At 72.9% G+C, this 17,319-nt stretch carries 20 protein-coding genes; 11 read left to right on the top strand and 9 right to left on the bottom strand.

Features of this window, described 5'->3' with window-relative positions; genetic code table 11:
- Positions 1–5: 5 nt before the first annotated feature.
- Positions 6–416: a DUF6463 family protein gene (locus D476_RS0113920; protein WP_239648700.1), complete on the bottom strand. Its 411-nt coding sequence runs from the start codon at positions 414–416 to the stop codon at positions 6–8.
- Between the two features lie 166 nt (positions 417–582).
- On the opposite strand from D476_RS0113920, the gene D476_RS0113915 reads away from it, so the two are divergent.
- From D476_RS0113915 to D476_RS0113905, 3 genes are all read left to right on the top strand, one after another.
- On the top strand, positions 583–1,095 hold the full coding sequence (locus D476_RS0113915; RefSeq protein ID WP_017624548.1) for a GNAT family N-acetyltransferase: 513 nt from the start codon (positions 583–585) through the stop codon (positions 1,093–1,095).
- Positions 1,096–1,200: 105 nt separating this feature from the next.
- The gene (locus D476_RS33255; protein WP_017624547.1) at positions 1,201–2,067 is read left to right on the top strand and encodes a hypothetical protein; all 867 of its coding nucleotides are present in this window, start codon (positions 1,201–1,203) and stop codon (positions 2,065–2,067) included.
- Between the two features lie 59 nt (positions 2,068–2,126).
- Positions 2,127–2,516, top strand: coding sequence for a VOC family protein (locus D476_RS0113905; RefSeq protein WP_017624546.1), 390 nt, complete (start codon positions 2,127–2,129; stop codon positions 2,514–2,516).
- Between the two features lie 82 nt (positions 2,517–2,598).
- On the opposite strand, the gene D476_RS0113900 is transcribed toward D476_RS0113905, so the two are convergent.
- Positions 2,599–3,357, bottom strand: a complete 759-nt coding sequence (locus D476_RS0113900) for a MerR family transcriptional regulator (RefSeq protein ID WP_017624545.1) — start codon at positions 3,355–3,357, stop codon at positions 2,599–2,601.
- 232 nt (positions 3,358–3,589) lie between these two features.
- Between D476_RS0113900 and D476_RS0113895 the strand changes: the two genes are divergently transcribed.
- Genes D476_RS0113895 through D476_RS0113885 form a run of 3 tightly spaced genes read left to right on the top strand, consistent with a single transcriptional unit; the run spans position 3,590 to position 6,725 of the window.
- The gene (locus tag D476_RS0113895; protein WP_026123492.1) at positions 3,590–4,864 is read left to right on the top strand and encodes an ABC transporter substrate-binding protein; all 1,275 of its coding nucleotides are present in this window, start codon (positions 3,590–3,592) and stop codon (positions 4,862–4,864) included.
- Positions 4,861–5,814 (top strand): carbohydrate ABC transporter permease, encoded by a 954-nt coding sequence (locus D476_RS0113890; protein ID WP_020380455.1) that lies wholly within the window; start codon positions 4,861–4,863, stop codon positions 5,812–5,814. The genes D476_RS0113895 and D476_RS0113890 overlap by 4 nt, the downstream gene beginning before the upstream one ends.
- Positions 5,811–6,725 (top strand): carbohydrate ABC transporter permease, encoded by a 915-nt coding sequence (locus D476_RS0113885; RefSeq protein ID WP_017624542.1) that lies wholly within the window; start codon positions 5,811–5,813, stop codon positions 6,723–6,725. Before D476_RS0113890 ends, D476_RS0113885 begins: the two co-directional genes overlap by 4 nt.
- Before the next feature lie 24 nt (positions 6,726–6,749).
- On the opposite strand, the gene D476_RS0113880 is transcribed toward D476_RS0113885, so the two are convergent.
- Positions 6,750–7,481 carry a (2Fe-2S)-binding protein gene (locus D476_RS0113880; RefSeq protein WP_017624541.1) on the bottom strand — a complete coding sequence of 244 codons (732 nt, stop codon included), beginning with the start codon at positions 7,479–7,481 and terminating at the stop codon, positions 6,750–6,752.
- Between the two features lie 821 nt (positions 7,482–8,302).
- Complete coding sequence (locus D476_RS36345; RefSeq protein WP_083939513.1) at positions 8,303–9,124, bottom strand: acyl carrier protein; 822 nt, start codon at positions 9,122–9,124, stop codon at positions 8,303–8,305.
- A gap of 439 nt (positions 9,125–9,563) precedes the next feature.
- Here D476_RS36345 and D476_RS0113865 point away from each other — a divergent pair, with 439 nt between their 5' ends.
- From D476_RS0113865 to D476_RS0113855, 3 genes are read left to right on the top strand one after another with little or no spacing between them, the layout of a single operon-like run.
- A complete protein-coding gene (locus tag D476_RS0113865) occupies positions 9,564–10,565 on the top strand; it encodes a metal ABC transporter substrate-binding protein (protein WP_017624539.1) in 1,002 nt (333 codons plus the stop codon).
- Positions 10,562–11,386, top strand: a complete 825-nt coding sequence (locus D476_RS0113860) for a metal ABC transporter ATP-binding protein (protein ID WP_017624538.1) — start codon at positions 10,562–10,564, stop codon at positions 11,384–11,386. Before D476_RS0113865 ends, D476_RS0113860 begins: the two co-directional genes overlap by 4 nt.
- The gene (locus D476_RS0113855) at positions 11,374–12,288 is read left to right on the top strand and encodes a metal ABC transporter permease (RefSeq protein ID WP_017624537.1); all 915 of its coding nucleotides are present in this window, start codon (positions 11,374–11,376) and stop codon (positions 12,286–12,288) included. The genes D476_RS0113860 and D476_RS0113855 overlap by 13 nt, the downstream gene beginning before the upstream one ends.
- Positions 12,289–12,351: 63 nt before the next feature.
- Here D476_RS0113855 and D476_RS0113850 read toward each other — a convergent pair whose 3' ends face one another.
- Positions 12,352–13,152, bottom strand: a complete 801-nt coding sequence (locus D476_RS0113850) for an alpha/beta fold hydrolase (protein ID WP_017624536.1) — start codon at positions 13,150–13,152, stop codon at positions 12,352–12,354.
- A 79-nt stretch (positions 13,153–13,231) separates the two neighbouring features.
- Positions 13,232–14,071: an alpha/beta fold hydrolase gene (locus D476_RS33250; protein ID WP_017624535.1), complete on the bottom strand. Its 840-nt coding sequence runs from the start codon at positions 14,069–14,071 to the stop codon at positions 13,232–13,234.
- 131 nt (positions 14,072–14,202) lie between these two features.
- Here D476_RS33250 and D476_RS0113840 point away from each other — a divergent pair, with 131 nt between their 5' ends.
- Positions 14,203–14,994: an APH(3') family aminoglycoside O-phosphotransferase gene (locus tag D476_RS0113840; protein WP_394296934.1), complete on the top strand. Its 792-nt coding sequence runs from the start codon at positions 14,203–14,205 to the stop codon at positions 14,992–14,994.
- A 47-nt stretch (positions 14,995–15,041) separates the two neighbouring features.
- On the opposite strand, the gene D476_RS0113835 is transcribed toward D476_RS0113840, so the two are convergent.
- The gene (locus tag D476_RS0113835; RefSeq protein WP_017624533.1) at positions 15,042–15,644 is read right to left on the bottom strand and encodes a TetR/AcrR family transcriptional regulator; all 603 of its coding nucleotides are present in this window, start codon (positions 15,642–15,644) and stop codon (positions 15,042–15,044) included.
- Between the two features lie 157 nt (positions 15,645–15,801).
- On the opposite strand from D476_RS0113835, the gene D476_RS0113830 reads away from it, so the two are divergent.
- Positions 15,802–16,656 carry an NAD(P)H-binding protein gene (locus tag D476_RS0113830; protein WP_017624532.1) on the top strand — a complete coding sequence of 285 codons (855 nt, stop codon included), beginning with the start codon at positions 15,802–15,804 and terminating at the stop codon, positions 16,654–16,656.
- Between the two features lie 99 nt (positions 16,657–16,755).
- On the opposite strand, the gene D476_RS0113825 is transcribed toward D476_RS0113830, so the two are convergent.
- The gene (locus D476_RS0113825; protein WP_017624531.1) at positions 16,756–17,070 is read right to left on the bottom strand and encodes a hypothetical protein; all 315 of its coding nucleotides are present in this window, start codon (positions 17,068–17,070) and stop codon (positions 16,756–16,758) included.
- Positions 17,063–17,269, bottom strand: coding sequence for a hypothetical protein (locus D476_RS0113820; RefSeq protein WP_152529342.1), 207 nt, complete (start codon positions 17,267–17,269; stop codon positions 17,063–17,065). The genes D476_RS0113825 and D476_RS0113820 overlap by 8 nt, the downstream gene beginning before the upstream one ends.
- Positions 17,270–17,319 lie beyond the last annotated feature (50 nt).

Raw genomic sequence — 17,319 nt, 5'->3', positions numbered from 1 at the left:
CCCCGCTAGGTGTGGGACGCCGACGCGGCCCGGCGCCGCTCGCCCGAGCGCCGCGCCACGTCGGCCCCGATGAGCAGCCCGGCCGGAACCAGGCCCAGCAGGAACCCGCTGGGCCCGACCAGTGCCGCGCAGCCCAGGGCCCACAGGCCGATCGCCCATCCCGCGTAGGCCGGCACCGCTTCGCCGCGGCGCCCCGTCCTGGCCACGAGGAGGCCGAGTACGGCCAAGGGGACCACGAAGCCGCCCGGCAGCGCCCAGAAGCCCAGCATCGACTCCGTGGCCGCCCCGTGGCTCCACAGCTCGCCCGAGAACCATTCCCCCCAATAGGGGTGGGGGAGGAAGAAGAGGGTGTGCAGCAGGGCGATGGCCGCCATGCTCCAACCCCCTGCGACGGTGAGACGCGCTGAAGTGCTCATGGGGACCAGCCTGGCGCCCGGCGCCCGGCCCGGTGATCCCTCGCGCGGGGGAGAGCGCGCCCCGCGCGGGGGAACGTGCCCGGACCCCGGCAGCGGCCGGGGGCGGGCCGGGGCGGGCGGCCCCGGCCCTGGCCCGCGCGTCTGGGCCCCTATAGGTTCGGTGATCATGACCGTGCTGCGTGGTACCTACGTCACCCTGCGACCCGCCACCGACGACGACGTCCCCGCACTGGCCGCCATCCGCCGCGCCCCCGAGGTGCAGGCATGGTGGCGCGCGGGCGAGGACCTGGACGCCAAGGTCTCCCAGGAGCTGGCCGACCCCGAATCGCGCACGCTGGCCGTCGAGCACGAGGGCCGCACGATCGGCGCGATCCAGTGGTGGGCCGAGGAGGACCCCGAGTACCGGCACGCCGGGATGGACATCTACCTGGACCCCGCCGTGCACGGGATGGGGCTGGGCACCGACGCGGTGCGCACCCTGGCCGCCCACCTGGTCGACGAGGAGGGCCACCACCGCCTGACCATCGACCCGGCGGCCGACAACACCGCGGCCATCCGCAGCTACATCAAGGCCGGGTTCCGCCCGGTGGGCGTGATGCGCCGCTACGAGCGCGGCGCCGACGGCACCTTCCACGACGGCCTGCTGATGGACCTGCTGGCGGAGGAACTGGTGCGCTGACCCGTCCTGGGGCCGAGAAGGCGGCGACAGGGCGCATTTCCGGAGGAATCGATGACTTTCCTCTTTTCCGTGAAGGCGCCCTGCGCCGCCTTGTAATTTCTCCCCATGCCTTCCCTCGAACACGAGTTCCCCCTCGACATCATCCGGCACAACCCCGAGGCGGCCGTGGAACTGCTCGAATCCGCCCAGCGGGTGCCGGTACCGAAATTCGGCCGCGTACGGTGCGAATCGGGTGATGCGACGACGACCGCGGCGGTGGAGTACCGGATCGACTCCGCCGTGGTCTGCGAAGACGACGATGTGCCGAAAATGGCGATCATCATCGAGAACCAACTCAAAAAAGACGAAAATAAGGAGTACAGCTGGCCCGTTTACGTCGCCAACCTGCGGGCCCGGCTGCGCTGCCCGGTCCGGCTGGTGGTGCTGGTCCCGAAGGAGGGGGTGTCCCAGTGGAGCGGCACCCCGATCGACCTGGGGTGCGGGGAGATCCGCCCGCTGCCGCTGCTGATGGGGACCCTCCCGCCGGTCACGGACCCCGAAAAGGCCCGGGCCCACCCAGAGCTGGCCATCATCGCGGCCGCCCACAACACGAAGAGCCCCAGGAGCGAGGAGGGGCAGGCCGCCCTGCACGCGTTGCTGGCGGCGTTCGAGGCCATCGATCAGTCGATGACGAGTCTGTATTCTGATTACGTGCTTGCGGCGCTGCCGCGCGAGGCGCGTGAGTACTTGGAGGAGATCATGGGCACCGGCACCTACGAGTATCAGACCAAGCTCTTCCGCCGCAGCTTCGCGGACGGAAAGGCCAACGGCTTGGCGGAGGCCGTCGTGACCGTGCTGGAGAGTCGGGGTATCGACATTCCCAGCTCGGCCCGCGAGCGCATCGCCTCCTGCACCGACCGCGACACCCTCACCTCCTGGCTCCAGCACGCCGCGGTGGCCGACTCCGTCGAGGTAATGTTCGGCGACTCCTGATACCGGGGGGCGGGGCGCCCCGCCCCCCGGATCCATCTCCGACCGGGAAGGCCACCGACATGACCAGCAGGTTCACCGAGCTCGCCGTCGACTGCGCCGACCCCGACGGCCTCGCCGGGTTCTGGTGCGCGGTCCTGGACTATGAGGTGCTCGACAAGCACGAGGGGGTCGTCATGATCGGCCCGAAGGCGATCCCCGACGACGGGAGCCGCGGCGGCCCGGTGCCGCCGGTGATCACGTTCGCGCAGGTTCCCGAGGACAAGACCGTCAAGAACCGGCTGCACATCGACGTCAGCCCCTCCGACCGGGACCAGGCCGCAGAGGTCGAGCGGCTCATCGGCCTGGGCGCGCGCCGCGCCGACGTGGGCCAGGGCGCCGACGACAGCTGGGTGGTCCTGGTCGACCCGGAGGACAACGAGTTCTGCGTCCTGGCGGGCCGCCGCCCCTGACGCAGGGCGGCGCGCCCGGTCGGCGGGCCGCGCAGGGCCCGGGGACAGGGCACGCGCCCCGCCCCCGACCCCGCGACAGCGCCTACCCGGCCTCGCGCGCCGCGTTCGCGCGGGTGATGAAGTCGATCATCTCCTGCGTGGGGCCGCCGTGCTCGGCGGCGATCTCCTCGCTGTTGTCCTCCCGCATCCGGTACAGCGACGCCTTCAGCCCCTCGTCGCCGCCGTGGAAGGACTCCAGCAGCCGCATCCACCGCTCGGCCAGCTCCCGACCCCGCTCCGAGGCGGGGTCGGCGCCCTCCTCCACGGCCCGGCCCACGGCCGCGATCAGCTCCGGCCAGGCGGCCACGTCGGCGGCCACCGCCTCCTCGCCGCGCTCCTCGCGCCGCCGGTGCAGAGTCCGCATCTGCTCCTCGCTGAAGTAGGTCCGCATCGTCTCGTCCACTCCGCTCATCCCTTCGATCACGCGCATCAAGCGTTCCGGCTCCGGAGCCGGGCCGCCGCGCGAGGCGCTCACCACCGCCGACAGGCGCCCGCGTAGGGCGTGCAGCGCGGCGATGCGCCGCTCGACCTGCTCCAACTGGTCGGCGAGCAGCTCACCAAGGCGCGGCCCGCCCCCTTCGAGCACCGAGCGCACCTCGTCCAGGGACAGCCCCAGATCGCGCAGGGCCAGCGTGCGGTAGAGCAGGCGCACGTCCGCCCCGGTGTAGAGCCGGTGCCCGGAGGCGGTGCGCGCCGAGGGCCGCACCAGGCCGATGGCGTCGTAGTGGTGCAGCGTGCGCACCGTCAGCCCGGTCGACCGGGCCAGCTCGCCCACCTTCCACGTGCGGTCCGCGCCGTCCATGCCCGCTCCGCCTCCTGTCCCGTATCCGCCGGTGCCCGCATCCCGGAGCGCCTCAGGCGCCCCTTCGCGGTGCCGTGGCGACGACGCTAGGTCCTCACGCCGCGTGAGGTTCAAATCTGGACTATTGACAACTGATCCCCGCGAGTGAATGGATTGCGGACGCATCGCAGTGATCCACGGCACATTTTCCGGGTGGTTCGGTGCAGGGGGCGCCGCCCGGGGAGGGAGCGGCATGCACAGACGCTGGACGACGGCCCCCGCGGCGGCCCTGGCAATGGGCCTGGCGGCCACCGGCTGCGGCGGGGGCACAGGCGGCGGGGACGCCGCCCAGGTCGAGGTCTTCTCCTGGTGGACCGGCGGCGGCGAGGAGGCCGGCCTCGACGCCCTCATCGAGATGTTCGAGGAGCAGCACCCCGACACCGAGTTCGTCAACGCCGCCGTGGCCGGGGGTTCGGGCACCAACGCCCAGGCCGTGCTGGAGGGGCGGCTGCAGAGCCAGGACCCGCCCGACTCCTTCCAGGGCCACGCCGGGGCCGAGCTCCAGGACTACATCGAGGCCGGGTACCTCGAACCCCTCGACGACTTCTACGACGAGCACGGCCTGCGCGAGGCCATGCCCGACCAGCTCCTCGAACAGATCAGCTACGACGGCAGCGTCTACTCGGTCCCCGTCAACATCCACCGCTCCAACGTGCTGTGGTACAACCCCTCGGTGCTGGAGGAGGCCGGGATCGAGGAGCCGCCCCAGACCCTGGACGACCTCATCGCCGACCTGGAGGCCGTCGAGGAGGAGACCGGCGCCGTCCCCATGGCCGTGGGCGCCCAGTGGACCGTCGACCACCTGCTGGAGAGCGTCCTGCTCGGCTCCCTGGGCACCGAGGGCTACAACGCCCTGTGGGAGCCCGGCGCCGACTGGGGCACCCCCGAGGTCGCCGACGCACTGGCCGACTTCGAGGCCATCCTGGCCCACACCCAGGAGGAGTCGGCCTCCGAGGACTGGCAGGAGGCCTCCCGGCGCGTCGCCGAGGGCGAGGCCGCCTTCACCGTCATGGGCGACTGGGCCGCCGGGTACTTCGACGAGCTGGGCATGACCGCCGGAGAGGACTACGACTGGGCGCCCTCGCCCGGCACCGAGGGCACCTACCTGTGGCTGTCCGACAGCTTCACCCTGCCGGTGGGCGCGCCCAACCCCGAGGGCGCCACCGCCTGGCTGGAGCTGGCCGCGAGCCGGGAGGGCCAGGACGCGTTCAACCCCCTCAAGGGCTCCATCCCCGCCCGTGAGGACGCCGACCCCGAGATGTACGCCGACAGCCCCTACCTGTCCGAGGCGCTCGGGGAGTGGCAGTCCGGCCCCGAGCTGGCCGGGTCCTTCTGGCACGGGGTGGCCGCCGACAACCGGTGGAAGAACTCCGTCGACACCGCCGTGGGCCTGTACCTGCAGGACGGCGACACCGAAGCGCTCCAGGACGCCCTGGACGAGGCCTCCCAGGCCGCGCAGGACGAATGAGCGCGCGCGTGCCCGGCCGGGCGGGCGCGACCGCCCGGCGCCGCCCGGCGGCCGGGCGCGACCGCGTGCGCGCCTGGCTGCCGGGCCTGCTGCTGATCTCCCCGTCCATCCTGCTCATCGCCGTGTTCGTCTACGGGATGATCGGCTGGAACGCCCGCCTGGCCCTCAGCGACAAGCACAAGCCCATCGACGACGCCTCCTTCGTCGGCCTGGAGAACATGGCCGCGCTGTGGCAGGAGGCCCGGTGGCCCGGCGCGGTGGCCAACGCCGCGGTGTTCACCGTGGTGTTCGTGGGCGGCGCGCTGGTGCTGGGGTGGCTGCTGGGCCTGCTGCTCGAAAAGGGAATCGCCGGCGAATCGGTTTTCAGGACCCTGTTCCTGGCGCCGATGGCGGTGTCGTTCATCGCGACCGGAGTGGTGTGGCGCTGGCTGATGAACCCGGCCCCGGCCGAGCGCGCCACCGGCCTCAACGCCCTGTTCGTCCACCTCGGGCTGGACTTCCTGGTCAACGAGTGGTGGACCGCGCCGAACCTGGGGATGGCGGCGATGGCGCTGCCCGCCGTCTGGCAGCTGTCCGGCTACATCATGGCGCTGTACCTGGCCGGGTTCCGCGGGGTGCCCGAGGAGCTGCGCGAGGCGGCGCGGGTGGACGGCTGCTCGGAGTGGGGCGTGTACCGGCACGTGGTGCTGCCGCAGCTGCGCCCGGTCACCCTGACCGCGGTGATCATCCTGGGGCACATGTCCCTGAAGGTGTTCGACCTGGTCATCGCGATCGCGGGCCAGCAGATCGTGGCCGATGTCCCGGCGGTGTACATGTGGACGACCGTCTTCGAGGTGCGCGACCCGGCCAAGGGGGCGGCGATCGCCGCCTACATGCTGCTGGCGGTGGCCGTGCTCGTGCTGCCCTACCTGGTGTGGACCGTGCGCAAGGAACGGAGCGAGGGCCGATGAGCCGCGCAGGGGGCGGGACGGCGGCCGCCGGGGCCGTGCGCGGTGCGGGCGCGGCGGCCGAGCGGCGGCGAGGCGGATCGGGGCGGGCGCCGGGCGGCGGCCGGGTCGGCCCGGCGGTGCGGTTCACCGTGCTGGTGCTGCTGGCGGCGGTGTTCCTGATGCCGCTGTACGTGCTGGTGGTCACCGGGTTCAAGCCTTTCGCCGAGGCCGGGGCCGACCGGGCCTGGCTGCCGCCGCAGACCTGGAGCCTGGAGGGGTGGTCGGCGGCCTGGGAGGCGCTGGGGGCGGGGCTGTGGAACAGCGTCAGGCTGGTGGTGCCCAGCGCGGCGGCCGCGGCGCTGCTGGGGTCGCTGAACGGGTACGTGCTGTCCAAGTGGCGCTTCCCGGGCGCCGACACCGTGTTCACACTGTTCCTGTTCGGGATGTTCATCCCCTACCAGGCGGTGATGATCCCGCTGCAGCAGATGCTGGTGGGGGCCGGGCTGATGGGCGGGCTGTTCCCGCTGATCCTGGCGCACACCGTCTACGGCATCCCGATCTGCACGCTGATCTTCCGCAACTACTACTCCTCGCTGCCCCAGACCCTGATCGAGGCGGCGCGGGTGGACGGCGCCGGGCTGCTGCGGACCTACGCCCACGTGGTGCTGCCGGTGTCGGCACCGGCGTTCGCGGTGGCGCTGATCTGGCAGGTCACCTCGGCGTGGAACGACTTCCTGTTCGCGGTGTTCCTGACGGGCCCGGGGAGCTGGCCGGTGACGGTGCAGCTGAACAACGTGGCCGGATCGATGGTGGTGCCCTACAACCAGCAGATGGCCGCCGCGGTTCTGGCGTCGCTGCCGACGCTGGTGATCTACCTGGTGCTGGGCCGCTACTTCATGCGCGGTCTGATGGCCGGGGCGCTGAAGGGGTGAGGGCCCCGGCGCCGGGGCCGCCGCTCACCGCTCCAGCAAGGCGCAGTCGCCGCACTTGCCGCACCCGGGGATGCGGTAGTACAGGCAGCAGGTCCGGCGGACGAAGGAGTCGGCCATCGTTCCCCCGGGTCCGGGCCCGCCCAGGCCGTGCAGGGGCGGTCGGCCCATCAGCGCTTCCCCGAGCCCGACGGCCGGACCGGCCAGTGCGGGGCGGGCGGCGGCCAGGGCGGCCACCGTGCCCGCCAGGGAGGATGCGGCGTTGCCCCATAGCAGCCGCGGCGCCACCTTGACCCGGCCGCGCACGGCCTCCAGCAGCGGGGCGAGCATGCCCTCCAGCGCGGCTCCGGCCAGGGCTTCGGCCTCGTCCCCGGGGGCGACCCGCGCCCCGGGCTCCCCTGTGCGCGCCAGGGCCAGGGTGGGGCCGTCGGCGTGCCAGCCGAGGGCCCGCCGGTCGGGGAGCACGCCGCCGATGAGCACCGCGGCCACGGCGGGTGAGAGCAGCCGCGAGGCGATGCCCTGGAAGAAGATCGAGGCGGCCACGCGCGGTTCGACGTCGCCGAGCGGGCGCCCGGCACGCGAGGCCAGGCGTTCGCGGACCGCGTCGATGCGGGCGGACAGGAACGCGCCGTCGGCCCAGAGGTCCTCCATGGGCCGCACACGCCCGGCGGGGGAGCGCTCGACCGCGAAGAAGGCGTTGATCCGGGCAGCCTCGTCCAGCACACGGTCCAGCCCCGACCGTCCGGCGGCCACGGCCATCGATCGCCCTCCCGTCGTCGCTACCCCGGGCGCCCCGCCCGGCAAGGCCAGCCTAGATCGAAGGCCTGGCGGCGCCCCGACTCTCCCCCGTGCCTTGCGGCGGCGCCGCCGGTTCGAGCAGGGCCGGGCACCGATGAGTATGCACGGCTCTCCGAGGCCTACCGGTGGCGCCCCTGCGGCCGGTGGGGCACCGCAGAGCCGACACGGGAGGCACCATGCTCATCATCGCCGGACACATCACCGTGGACCCCGAAGACAGGGAGGACTACCTGCGGGGTTGCACCGACGTCGTGGAGCAGGCGCGCAAGGCCGTTGCGCGCCTGTTCCGTTGCGGTTCGGTGAAGTGCCGGGGACGCCGTGTCCGGCCGCCGTACCGTGTTCGGCGGTCGTTGCCCCCATCCGGAGAGGGCTGCCGGTGACCTCGATCGAGCGCACGGCCTACCCGCGGTTCAAGAAGTTGACCTCAGCGCGGATGCTGCACGTGTCCTTCCCCCCAACCCCGACGAGACCACGTGGGCGACCAAGCTGACCAGCACCCCCGGGGCGCTGTTCGCGGTGGTGCTCGCGCTGAAGTGCCATCAGCGGCACGGGTCTGGGGGTAGGCGCGGTGGTTGTGCGCCTGGGCGCGGAACCGGTCCAGGAAGTCGGCGCTGGCCAGGGCCAGGGTGAGCGCGCCGGGCCGGGGGAGGGGGTGGACGGTCGCGGCTCTTCCCAGACATGTGGCAGAGAACGTTACGGAGCCGCCCTCGAGCCCGGAGGCCGCGGCCCAGGCCGCTCGGGGCACGAGTCAGCCTGTGTGACAGAAAATATGTCATTCCCTGTCACACAGAGCGGTGCGACTCCTCCAGGTGGTTTGCGATCCGAGCAAGAGAAGCTGAGCGCAGATCCCAGAGTTCCTCCAGCGGAACCTCGAACTGCTCCTTGGCTGCTCGCGTAAGTTGCATGTATTGGATGGAGTCCAGCCCGAGAGACAACGGGGACTCCGTCGGGTCAACCTGCTGCGGGGCTTCATGAAGTAGATCTGCGGTCATGCCGACCAACCAGGACAAGGTCGCACCATCAGCAGCTTCGATGGCAGTTCGCTCTGCTCTGTTGACCTGGTCCTCGACTGTTGCCGGGGGTGGTGCTGTCGCAAGACGAGCGGCATGCGCGAACTGCTCCATCGCACCGCGCAGTTGCAACTGTTGGCGTGCGCATGAGCGCAAGTATTCGGAGCCGGTGGCGCCGACGGCGATCTCGTCATGAGCGGCAGCCAGACTGGCGAAGAACATCGCCACGCCGCTCTCCACGTGATGGCGAGCTTCCAGCACTTCAGGGGGCCCCTTGAGAGCGACCGTCGCCCCAGCATGGTGGACGGCGCGGACGTGTGATCGGGCCTGTTCAAGCTGCTGCCCGATACGCGGATGGCTGGGCTGCGACCGCAGGAGGCGCAGTAGGTCGCCCAACTCATCACGGCTCTGTGCTGCAGTTGCGAGGAACGTCGCGTGTGCTTCTTCCTGTTGTTCCCGTTGTCGCTGTTCGTGCTGAACGAGAGCCTGGGCTCGAGTCTGGCGATGCGCTGACCAACTGGTCAGAACAGCCGTAATCGTTGTGCCGATTAAAGCGAGAAGGGCCCCTAGCAAGGCCGCGACACCTGGATCCATAGCCGCATCTTCGAGGGTCGACGGAGAGGCGTAAAGCTATCCACGTGCTTCCGCACCCCGCCCTCAACGCCCTGACCGGCTCTTTCGGTCCGCTGCGGAGCTGGTCCGATCGCCTGTGAACCCCGGATACATCCGCGGGTGGAGGACCTCGATGCGGCGGATCCGGGCCATGGTCGCGGCCGACAGCCCGTCGATCGTGTCGTGTTCGCCACTTCGTGCCCGGCGGCGCAGTTCCATGCGGACGCGCTCCTCGGCACGGACTCGTCCCGGCCGCCTACGCGGCATCGGCCTTTCGGTCGGTGTCCATGGCCGCATCCTGGCAGAGCACGGCGTCCGCGGCCAGGGCCGAAGGCGCCGACAGGGCGGCCGGGGCCGCCGCAACGCATGACGTCCACGGCCCGAAACAGCGAGTTCAGCCCACCTGTGGTAAAAGTTGGGCATGCCGAACATTCGCGGTCGATCCTCCTCACTCCGCCTGTGGGGAGCGGTCTCGCTCACCGCCGCCCTGCTCGGCGGCGCCGCCTGCGCGGCACCCGCCGACGGCGGCGACGACCGCCCCAAGGTCCTGACCACCTTCACCGTCATCGCCGACATGGTCCGCAACGTCGCCGGCGACCACGTGCAGGTGGAGTCCATCACCCGCCCCGGCGCCGAGATCCACGGCTACCAGCCCACCCCCGACGACCTCGTCCGCGCCCAGGACGCCGCCCTCGTCCTCGACAACGGCCTGGGCCTGGAGGGCTGGTTCGCCCAGTTCACCGACCGCATCGACGCCCCCACCGCCACCCTCACCGAGGGCGTGGAGACCATCCCCATCGCCGCGGGCGAGTACGAGGGCCGCGCCAACCCCCACGCCTGGATGTCGCCCGACAACGCCGCCGTGTACATCGCCAACATCCGCGACGCCCTCACCGAGCTCGACCCCGACCACGCCGACGACTACGCCGCCAACGCCCGCGCCTACACCGACCGCGTCTCCGAGGTCGGCGACTACCTGCGGACCGAGCTGCAGGGCCTGCCCGTCGGCTCCCGCGCCCTGGTCACCTGCGAGGGCGCCTTCTCCTACCTGGCCCGCGACACCGGCCTCGACGAGAAGTACCTGTGGGCCGTCAACGCCGACTCCCAGGGCACCCCGCGGCAGATCGCCTCGGCCGTGGAGTTCGTCCGCGACAACGAGGTCCCCGCCGTCTTCTGCGAGACCACCGTCAACGACAAGGCCCAGCGCCAGGTCGCCGAGGAGAGCGGCGCCCGCTTCGCCGGACAGCTCTACGTCGACTCGCTCTCGGGCCCCGACGGCCCCGTGCCCACCTACCTGGACCTGCTCGGCCACGACGCGCAGACCATCGTCGAGGGCCTGACCGGCGAGCCCGCCGACCCGCCGCCCTCCCGCCCCGACGGCACCCGGCAGGACGAACGAGAGGAAGGGGGCGACACCCCGTGACCGCACCCGCCCGCGCCCCCGAGGCCGCCGCCGTGGCCGCCCCGGCCATCGACGCCCGCGGCCTGACCGTCCGCTACGGCGACGTGCTCGCCCTGGACGGCGCCGACCTGACCCTGGACCCGGGCACCGTGTGCGCCCTGCTGGGCGCCAACGGCTCGGGCAAGTCCACCCTCTTCTCCGCCCTCATCGGCCTGGTCCCGCTGGCCGCCGGGCAGGTGCGCCTGCACGGCCGCACCCCCGACCGGGCCCGCAAGCAGGGGCTGGTCGCCTACGTCCCGCAGAGCGAGCGCATCGACCAGGCCTTCCCCGTGCGGGTGGCCGACGTCGTCATGATGGGCCGCTACGGGCACATGGGCCCCACCCGCCGCCCCCGCCGCGCCGACCGCGACGCCGTGGACGCCGCCCTGGAGCGCACCGGCCTGACCGGCCTGGCCCACCGCCAGATCGGCGCCCTGTCCGGAGGCCAGCGCAAACGCGCCTTCGTGGCCCGCGGCATCGCCCAGGGCGCCGACGTGTTCCTGCTCGACGAGCCCTTCGCCGGCGTCGACAAGGGCTCGGAGGCCACCATCACCGGGGTGCTGGGCGCCATGCGCGCCGAGGGCCGCACCCTGCTGGTGTCCACCCACGACCTGGCCGGGGTGGGCGGCTTCTGCGACCGGGCGGTGCTGCTGCAGCGCCGCGTCCTGGCCGACGGGCCGCCCGAGCAGGTCCTCACACCCGAGCGCCTGGCCCGCGCCTTCGGCCTCGGCGCCGCAGGGCCCGGCGGACCCGACCGGCCCGCCGGGGACGACCGGGAGGAGGAGTCGCCGTGGACGCGCTGAACGCGCTGGTCCAGTGGTTCACCGTGCCGCTGCAGTTCGACTTCATGTGGCGCGCCATGCTGGTCAGCGTGGTCGCCGGGGCGGTGTGCGCCGTGCTGTCGTGCTGGATGACGCTGATCGGCTGGTCGCTGCTGGGAGATGCGGTTTCGCACGCCGTGCTGCCCGGCGTCGTGCTGTCCTACATGCTGGGGCTGCCCTTCGCCGTGGGGGCGCTGGTCTTCGGCGCCGGGTCGGTCGCCCTGATCGGCGTGGTCAACCGGACCTCCCGGGTCAAGGAGGACGCCGTCATCGGGGTGGTCTTCACCGCCCTGTTCGCGGTGGGGGTGCTGCTGGTGTCCAAGATCCCCAGCCAGACCGACCTGATGCACATCCTGTTCGGCAACGTGCTGGGCGTCTCCGACGGCGACATCGTCCAAGTGCTGGCGGCCGGGGCGGCGGTGCTGGCGGTGGTCCTGGCCAAGCACCGCGACCTGACCCTGTACGCCTTCGACCGGGTGCACGCCCACGCCATCGGCCTCAGCCCGCGCCGCCTGGAGGCGCTGCTGCTGGGCCTGCTGGCGGTGACCGTGGTGGTCGCCCTGCAGGCGGTGGGCATCATCCTGGTGGTGGCCATGGTCATCGTCCCCGGCGCCACCGCCTACCTGCTCACCGACCGGTTCGAGCGGATGCTGGTGATCGCGGTGGCCGTGTCGGTGACCGCCTCGGTGCTGGGCACCTACCTGAGCTTCCACCTGGACGCGGCCACCGGCGGCGCGGTGGTGGCGGTGCAGGCCTGCGCCTTCGCCCTGGCCTACCTGTTCGCCCCGCGCCACGGGGTGGCCGCCGGAGCGCTGCGCAGGGCCGGGCAGGCCCGCGCCGCCAGGGCCGGCCGGGCCGGCCGCGACCCGGCCGCCGCCCCCTGACCCCCGGGCGGCCCGGGGACGGCGGCCCCGGGCCCGCAGCCGCACCCCGGCGCCCCGGCGCCCTCAGTGGGCGAAGAAGTCCCGCAGCGCCGGCGCCAGCACCTCGGGGTCCACGTCGTGGGTCTGCCCGTCCAGGGTGACCCGCCGCACGTCGCGCAGCACCGCCGCCAGGGCGTCGGCGGCGTCGGCGAAGGTGTGCTCGCTCTTGCCGCCGTCGGCCACCAGCACCGGCGCCGTCACCGACGCCCACCGGTGCGGCGGCAGCGGAACCCCGGACATGGTGCCGCCCATCACCGCCGCGTCGTAGGCCAGGGTGTGCGCCACCTGCTCCATCCGCGCGAACGAGGGGTCCTCGCGCATGCCCCCGAGCAGCTCGGCGGGCAGGCCCACCGCGGCGGTCATGAAGTACTCCACCGCCTCGGCCCGCCGCCCCCCGGCGGCCAGCGCCCCCACCCGCACCGCGTAGTCCGGCGGCAGCGGCGGGCGGGAGCCGTCCACGATGAACGGCGGCTCGTACAGCGCCAGCGCCTCCACCGCCAGCCCGTGCGCGGCCGCGTCCAGCGCCAGCACCGCCCCCGAGGACATGCCGAACAGGTGGGCCCGCCCGCCCGCGGCGCGGATCAGCGCCTCGATGTCCTCGATCTCGCGCTCGACCGCGTAGGGGCCGCTGTCGCCGCTGTCGCCGCGGCCCCGCCGGTCGTAGGTGTGCACGGTGAAGGCGTCTTGCAACAGGTCGGCCAGGGCGGCCCCGTGGGGATTGAACGCCCGGTGCCCCAGGGCGCCGTCGACCAGGATCAGCGCCGGGCCCGATCCGCGCCGGTCGTAGGCGATGCGGGTGCCGTCGCGTGAGGTGGCCACGTCCATCGGTGTTCTCCTGTCGGTGCTCGTATCGGGAGGGGGGAGGGGGCGGCCTCTGCGGCGCCCCCGGGGGGGCTGCGGGGGTCTAGGAGGCCCCGGCCTTCCCGGCGTCCTCGGCGTCGGCGGCCAGGAACTCGGCGACCATGGGGGCCAGGTACTCCTCGCGCTCCATGGCGCCGATGTGGGTCGTGCCGGGCAGCACCGCCAGGCGCGCCGAGGGCAGCCCGGTCAGGTCGCCGGGGACGCCCCCACCCAGCAGGCGGAACATGGCGGCGGCGTGCTCGGGGCGCACGATGTCGGAGTCGCCCAGGGCCAGCAGCGTCGGCGCGGCCACCGAGGACACCTGCTCGGGCGTCCACTCGGGGGTGTTGCCGGGGGCGTCCATGTCCTTGACGCGCTCGACCAGCCCGGACCAGCCCTCCGGGTCGGGGGCCACGGCCACGTACTCCTCATGGAAGGGGGTGCCCTCCAGGTCCTGCGGCGTCAGCTCGCCGATGCCCGCGGCCACCTCGGGGTACATGCCCTCGGCGCGGAAGGACATCGACACCAGCACCAGGCGGTGCACCAGGTGGGGCCGGGTGAGCGCGAGCTGGAAGGCCACGGCCGCACCCAAGCTGTAGCCGAGCACGTCCACCTCGCCCAGCTCCAGGCCCTCCACCAGTGCGGCGATGTCCTCGGCCAGGTGCTCGACCCGCAGGGGCCGGTCGATGTCGGGGGTGCGCCCGTGCGCCTGCATCTCCACAGCGACCACGCGGCGCTCCCGGGCCAGCTCGGGCAGGAGCGCGCCGAAGCAGGACCCGATGCCCACCAGGGCGCCGTGCAGCAGCACCAGCGGCTCGCCCTGCCCGTGGACCTCGTAGTACATGTCCACGCCGTTGGCGGTGATGCGGCCGCCGGGGGCGGCGGTGGCGGGGGTCGCGTCCATGGCCCTGGGTCCTTTCGGTGAGCGGGCGCCCCGGCCGGGCGCCGTTCTCACCCCTTCAGACCCGGCCCGCGCGCCGAACTCATCGGCGCCGCGGGGCCGGATCTCCGGCGGCCGGTAGTGTGGCGCGGGTGATCGAGACCGTCCGCCGCCGCCTGCGCCGCCGCCACCTGCTGTACCGCTGGACCCCGGTGGCCGAAGGGGACTCCGGCGACCGGGTGTGGCGCCTGACGGGCCGCGGCCGCGCGGCGCTGTACGTCAAGATCGGCATGGACCCCGCGGCGCTGCGCGCCGAGGCCGAGCGCGCCCGGTGGCTGATCGGTGCGGGCGTGGCCGCCCCCGACCCCTTGGAGTCCGGCGAGGACGGCGGCACGGGGTGGCTGGTCTCGGCGCAGGTGCCCGGACGCCCGGCGTCGGGGGACTGGCCCGCGCACCTGCGCGCCCCGGTGGTGGCGGCCGTGGCCCGCCTGGCGCGGCGGCTGCACGACCTGCCGACGGGGGAGTGCCCGTTCCCGCGCGGGCTGGAGAGCGCCCTGGCCCAGGCGCGCGAGAACGTGCGCGCGGGCCGGGTGGACGCCGACGACTTCGACGAGGAGCGGCGGGGGATGAGCGCGCGGGAGGCGCTGGCCGAGCTGGAGCGGTCGGTGCCCGACGAGCCCGAGGAGGACCGCGTGGTCTGCCACGGGGACCTGACCCTGGACAACGTGCTGGTGGACCCGGCGACGCTGGAGTGGACGGGCGTGGTCGACCCCGGCCGCCTGGGCGTGGCCGACCGCCACCTGGATGTGGCGCTGGCCCTGCGCGAACTGGAGGACGGCCGGTCCTGGGGCCCCGGCTTCGCCCGCGCGTTCGCCCACCACTACGGCGACGACCGCATCGACCCCGGCCGCCTGGCGTTCTACCGCCTGCTGGACGAGTTCTTCTAGACGCCCCGCCGGGGCGCGGCCGCCGACGCGAGGGCGGCCGCACTGCGTCACCGCCCGCGGGGTGCGTGCGCCTGCGCGCGTATGCCGTCGAGGAGGTAGGCGGTCCGGCGGTCGTAGTCCTCCCGCCGGGGGCGGGCCCCGTGCTTGAGGGCGAGCGCGTTGTCGTGGAGCAGCGCGTGCAGGTCCTCGGCGGTCAGCTCGGGGCGCAGCGCGCCGGCGGAGTGGCCCTGCGCGACGAGTTCCTCGTTCATCCGGCCGCCGACCCGGCAGATCTCCATGAGGCCGCGGGAGTCGGGGTAGGCCTGCAGCATGGTGTCGACGAACGCGGGCTGGCGGTACTGCAGGTCCCGGACCGCGGTGACGTAGTAGGCCACCCGCTCCCATGCGCCGCCGAGGGAGCGGGCGCGGCCGATGACGGCGTGCACCTCGGCGGCCACGACCTCTTCGATGACGGCTTCGATGAGGCCGATCCGGCCGCCGAAGCGGTTGAAGACCGTGCCCTTGCTCACGCCGGCCGCCTCGGCGACCTCCTCCAGCGGCACCGAGAGGCCGCGGCCCTGGAAGGCCCCGATCGCCGCACGGCGGATCTGCTCGGTGTTGCGCCTGGCGTCGGCGCGCAGCCCGGATCCGGAAGGTGCCGCATCGGCCATCGTCCGCACCGTCCCCCGTCTCGCCGCCCCGGAAATTTGACTCGCCCGGTCAGCTTACCTACGGTGACCCGCGAAAGATAAGTTGACCATGTCGGTCAACTTGTGTGGGCCCCGCGCCGCCAGGCCGGATGCGGGGGTAGGGGGAAGGGCCACGAGCATGATCGTCGTCACCGGCGCCACCGGCGGACTGGGCGCAGCCACCGTCGAACACCTCCTCGCGCGCGTGCCCGGCGACCGGATCGGCGTCAGCGTCCGCGATCCCGCCAAGGCGCGGCACCTCGCCGACCGCGGCGTCCGCGTGTGGCAGGCCTCCTACGAGGACCCGGCCGCGCTGCGCGCATCGTTCGCCGGCGCCGAACAGGTGCTCCTGGTCTCGGGCAACGACCCCTCGGCCGACCTGGTCGCCCTGCACCGCAACGCCGTCGAGGCGGCCGTCGCGGCCGGTGCGGGCCGGATCCTCTACACGAGCCAGCACGGCGCCGCCCCCGGCAACCCGTACACGCCGACGGGGATCCACATCGCCACCGAGGCGGTCCTCTCCGCGTCCCCGGTCGCCTGGACGGCGCTGCGCAACGGGGCCTACGGCCCGCTCGACCAGGTGCTCGGCCCCTGGCAGGAGACCGGGCGGATCGCCCAGCCCGCGGACGGCCCCGTCCCCTACACCGACCGCGACGAGGTCGCCGAGGCCACGGCGGCCCTCCTCGCAGGCGAGCGCTCCTTCGACGGCCCCGTCGACCTGACCGCGCCGAGGGCCCTCACCTTCGACGACCTCGCCGCGACCGCCTCCCAGCTCACCGGCCGCACGATCACCCGCGTCGTCGTCGACGACGAACAGTGGGTCGCCGACCAGGCCGCACAGGGCCTCCCGGAACAGGCCGCCCGGCTCGTGCTCGCCTTCCACCGGGCCGCCCGGGCCGGATACTTCGCGAAGACCACCCCGCTGATGGCCGAACTCCTCGGCCGCGAACCCGCCGGTGCGGCAGCGCGCCTCGCGCAGGACATCACCACCTGAACACCTGCGGAGGCACTTCGGGTAACGGCCATCATCCCCGGTCCCGGCCCTGGCCCCTGGAGACGGCAGCCATGGATGCACTGCGATGGCTCGGGTGATTCAGCCGCTGTCGAGGTCGTGCGCGATACGAAGGAGCGTCTTCACGGCGTCGAGCTCGTACCGGGAGATCGACCCGAGCAGTTCCCCCTCCTCCAAAAGCCTGCGGTGGACGGGCTCCATGTCCAACACCAGGACCACTCCGCGGACGGGCTCACTGATGCGGGCGGCGAAAAAGGTCTCCTTCTCGCCGAGACCATCCACGACGGGGATGACCGGTATGAAGGGGTAGGACTCGTATTTCAGGGCGCCGCCACCGAGGACGACGACCTCGTTACGGCGCCGTCGATTGATCCGATAGGCGTCCCCTTCATGCACTGAGCCGGCGGTCCTCTCGTTCCTCGGCCTCTCGGCGGGCCCCGTACTCGGCCAGCACGTCCGCAGTGTCGGCCGCCATCTGCTCGATCATGGCTTTGCAGATGTAGGAGGACACGCTGACTCCCTGCTCAGCGGCCACAATCTTCACCTTGTCGGCAATGACCTGGGGAACGGTGATCGTCACTCTCGCAGAAGCCATGAACGCAGCGTACATCGGTATGCATCTCGATGCATACCACTCGGCGATCA

The organism is Nocardiopsis chromatogenes YIM 90109, assembly GCF_000341185.1.
In the GTDB taxonomy this organism is placed as follows: domain Bacteria; phylum Actinomycetota; class Actinomycetes; order Streptosporangiales; family Streptosporangiaceae; genus Nocardiopsis_A; species Nocardiopsis_A chromatogenes.
The sequence above is the reverse complement of the archived record's forward strand: the minus strand, read 5'-3'. Positions and strand labels throughout refer to the sequence as shown.

Bases quoted from the DNA above. Each gene is read 5' to 3' on its own strand.
- D476_RS0113895 (WP_026123492.1), top strand. From the start codon at position 3,590: ATGCACAGACGCTGGACGACGGCCCCCGCGGCGGCCCTGGCAATGGGC.
- D476_RS0113850 (WP_017624536.1), bottom strand. From the start codon at position 13,152: ATGGACGTGGCCACCTCACGCGACGGCACCCGCATCGCCTACGACCGG.
- D476_RS0113890 (WP_020380455.1), top strand. From the start codon at position 4,861: ATGAGCGCGCGCGTGCCCGGCCGGGCGGGCGCGACCGCCCGGCGCCGC.
- D476_RS33255 (WP_017624547.1), top strand. From the start codon at position 1,201: ATGCCTTCCCTCGAACACGAGTTCCCCCTCGACATCATCCGGCACAAC.
- D476_RS0113820 (WP_152529342.1), bottom strand. From the start codon at position 17,269: ATGGCTTCTGCGAGAGTGACGATCACCGTTCCCCAGGTCATTGCCGAC.
- D476_RS0113830 (WP_017624532.1), top strand. From the start codon at position 15,802: ATGATCGTCGTCACCGGCGCCACCGGCGGACTGGGCGCAGCCACCGTC.
- D476_RS0113905 (WP_017624546.1), top strand. From the start codon at position 2,127: ATGACCAGCAGGTTCACCGAGCTCGCCGTCGACTGCGCCGACCCCGAC.
- D476_RS0113900 (WP_017624545.1), bottom strand. From the start codon at position 3,357: ATGGACGGCGCGGACCGCACGTGGAAGGTGGGCGAGCTGGCCCGGTCG.
- D476_RS36345 (WP_083939513.1), bottom strand. From the start codon at position 9,124: ATGGATCCAGGTGTCGCGGCCTTGCTAGGGGCCCTTCTCGCTTTAATC.
- D476_RS0113885 (WP_017624542.1), top strand. From the start codon at position 5,811: ATGAGCCGCGCAGGGGGCGGGACGGCGGCCGCCGGGGCCGTGCGCGGT.
- D476_RS0113865 (WP_017624539.1), top strand. From the start codon at position 9,564: ATGCCGAACATTCGCGGTCGATCCTCCTCACTCCGCCTGTGGGGAGCG.
- D476_RS0113835 (WP_017624533.1), bottom strand. From the start codon at position 15,644: ATGGCCGATGCGGCACCTTCCGGATCCGGGCTGCGCGCCGACGCCAGG.
- D476_RS0113920 (WP_239648700.1), bottom strand. From the start codon at position 416: ATGAGCACTTCAGCGCGTCTCACCGTCGCAGGGGGTTGGAGCATGGCG.
- D476_RS33250 (WP_017624535.1), bottom strand. From the start codon at position 14,071: ATGGACGCGACCCCCGCCACCGCCGCCCCCGGCGGCCGCATCACCGCC.
- D476_RS0113915 (WP_017624548.1), top strand. From the start codon at position 583: ATGACCGTGCTGCGTGGTACCTACGTCACCCTGCGACCCGCCACCGAC.
- D476_RS0113880 (WP_017624541.1), bottom strand. From the start codon at position 7,481: ATGGCCGTGGCCGCCGGACGGTCGGGGCTGGACCGTGTGCTGGACGAG.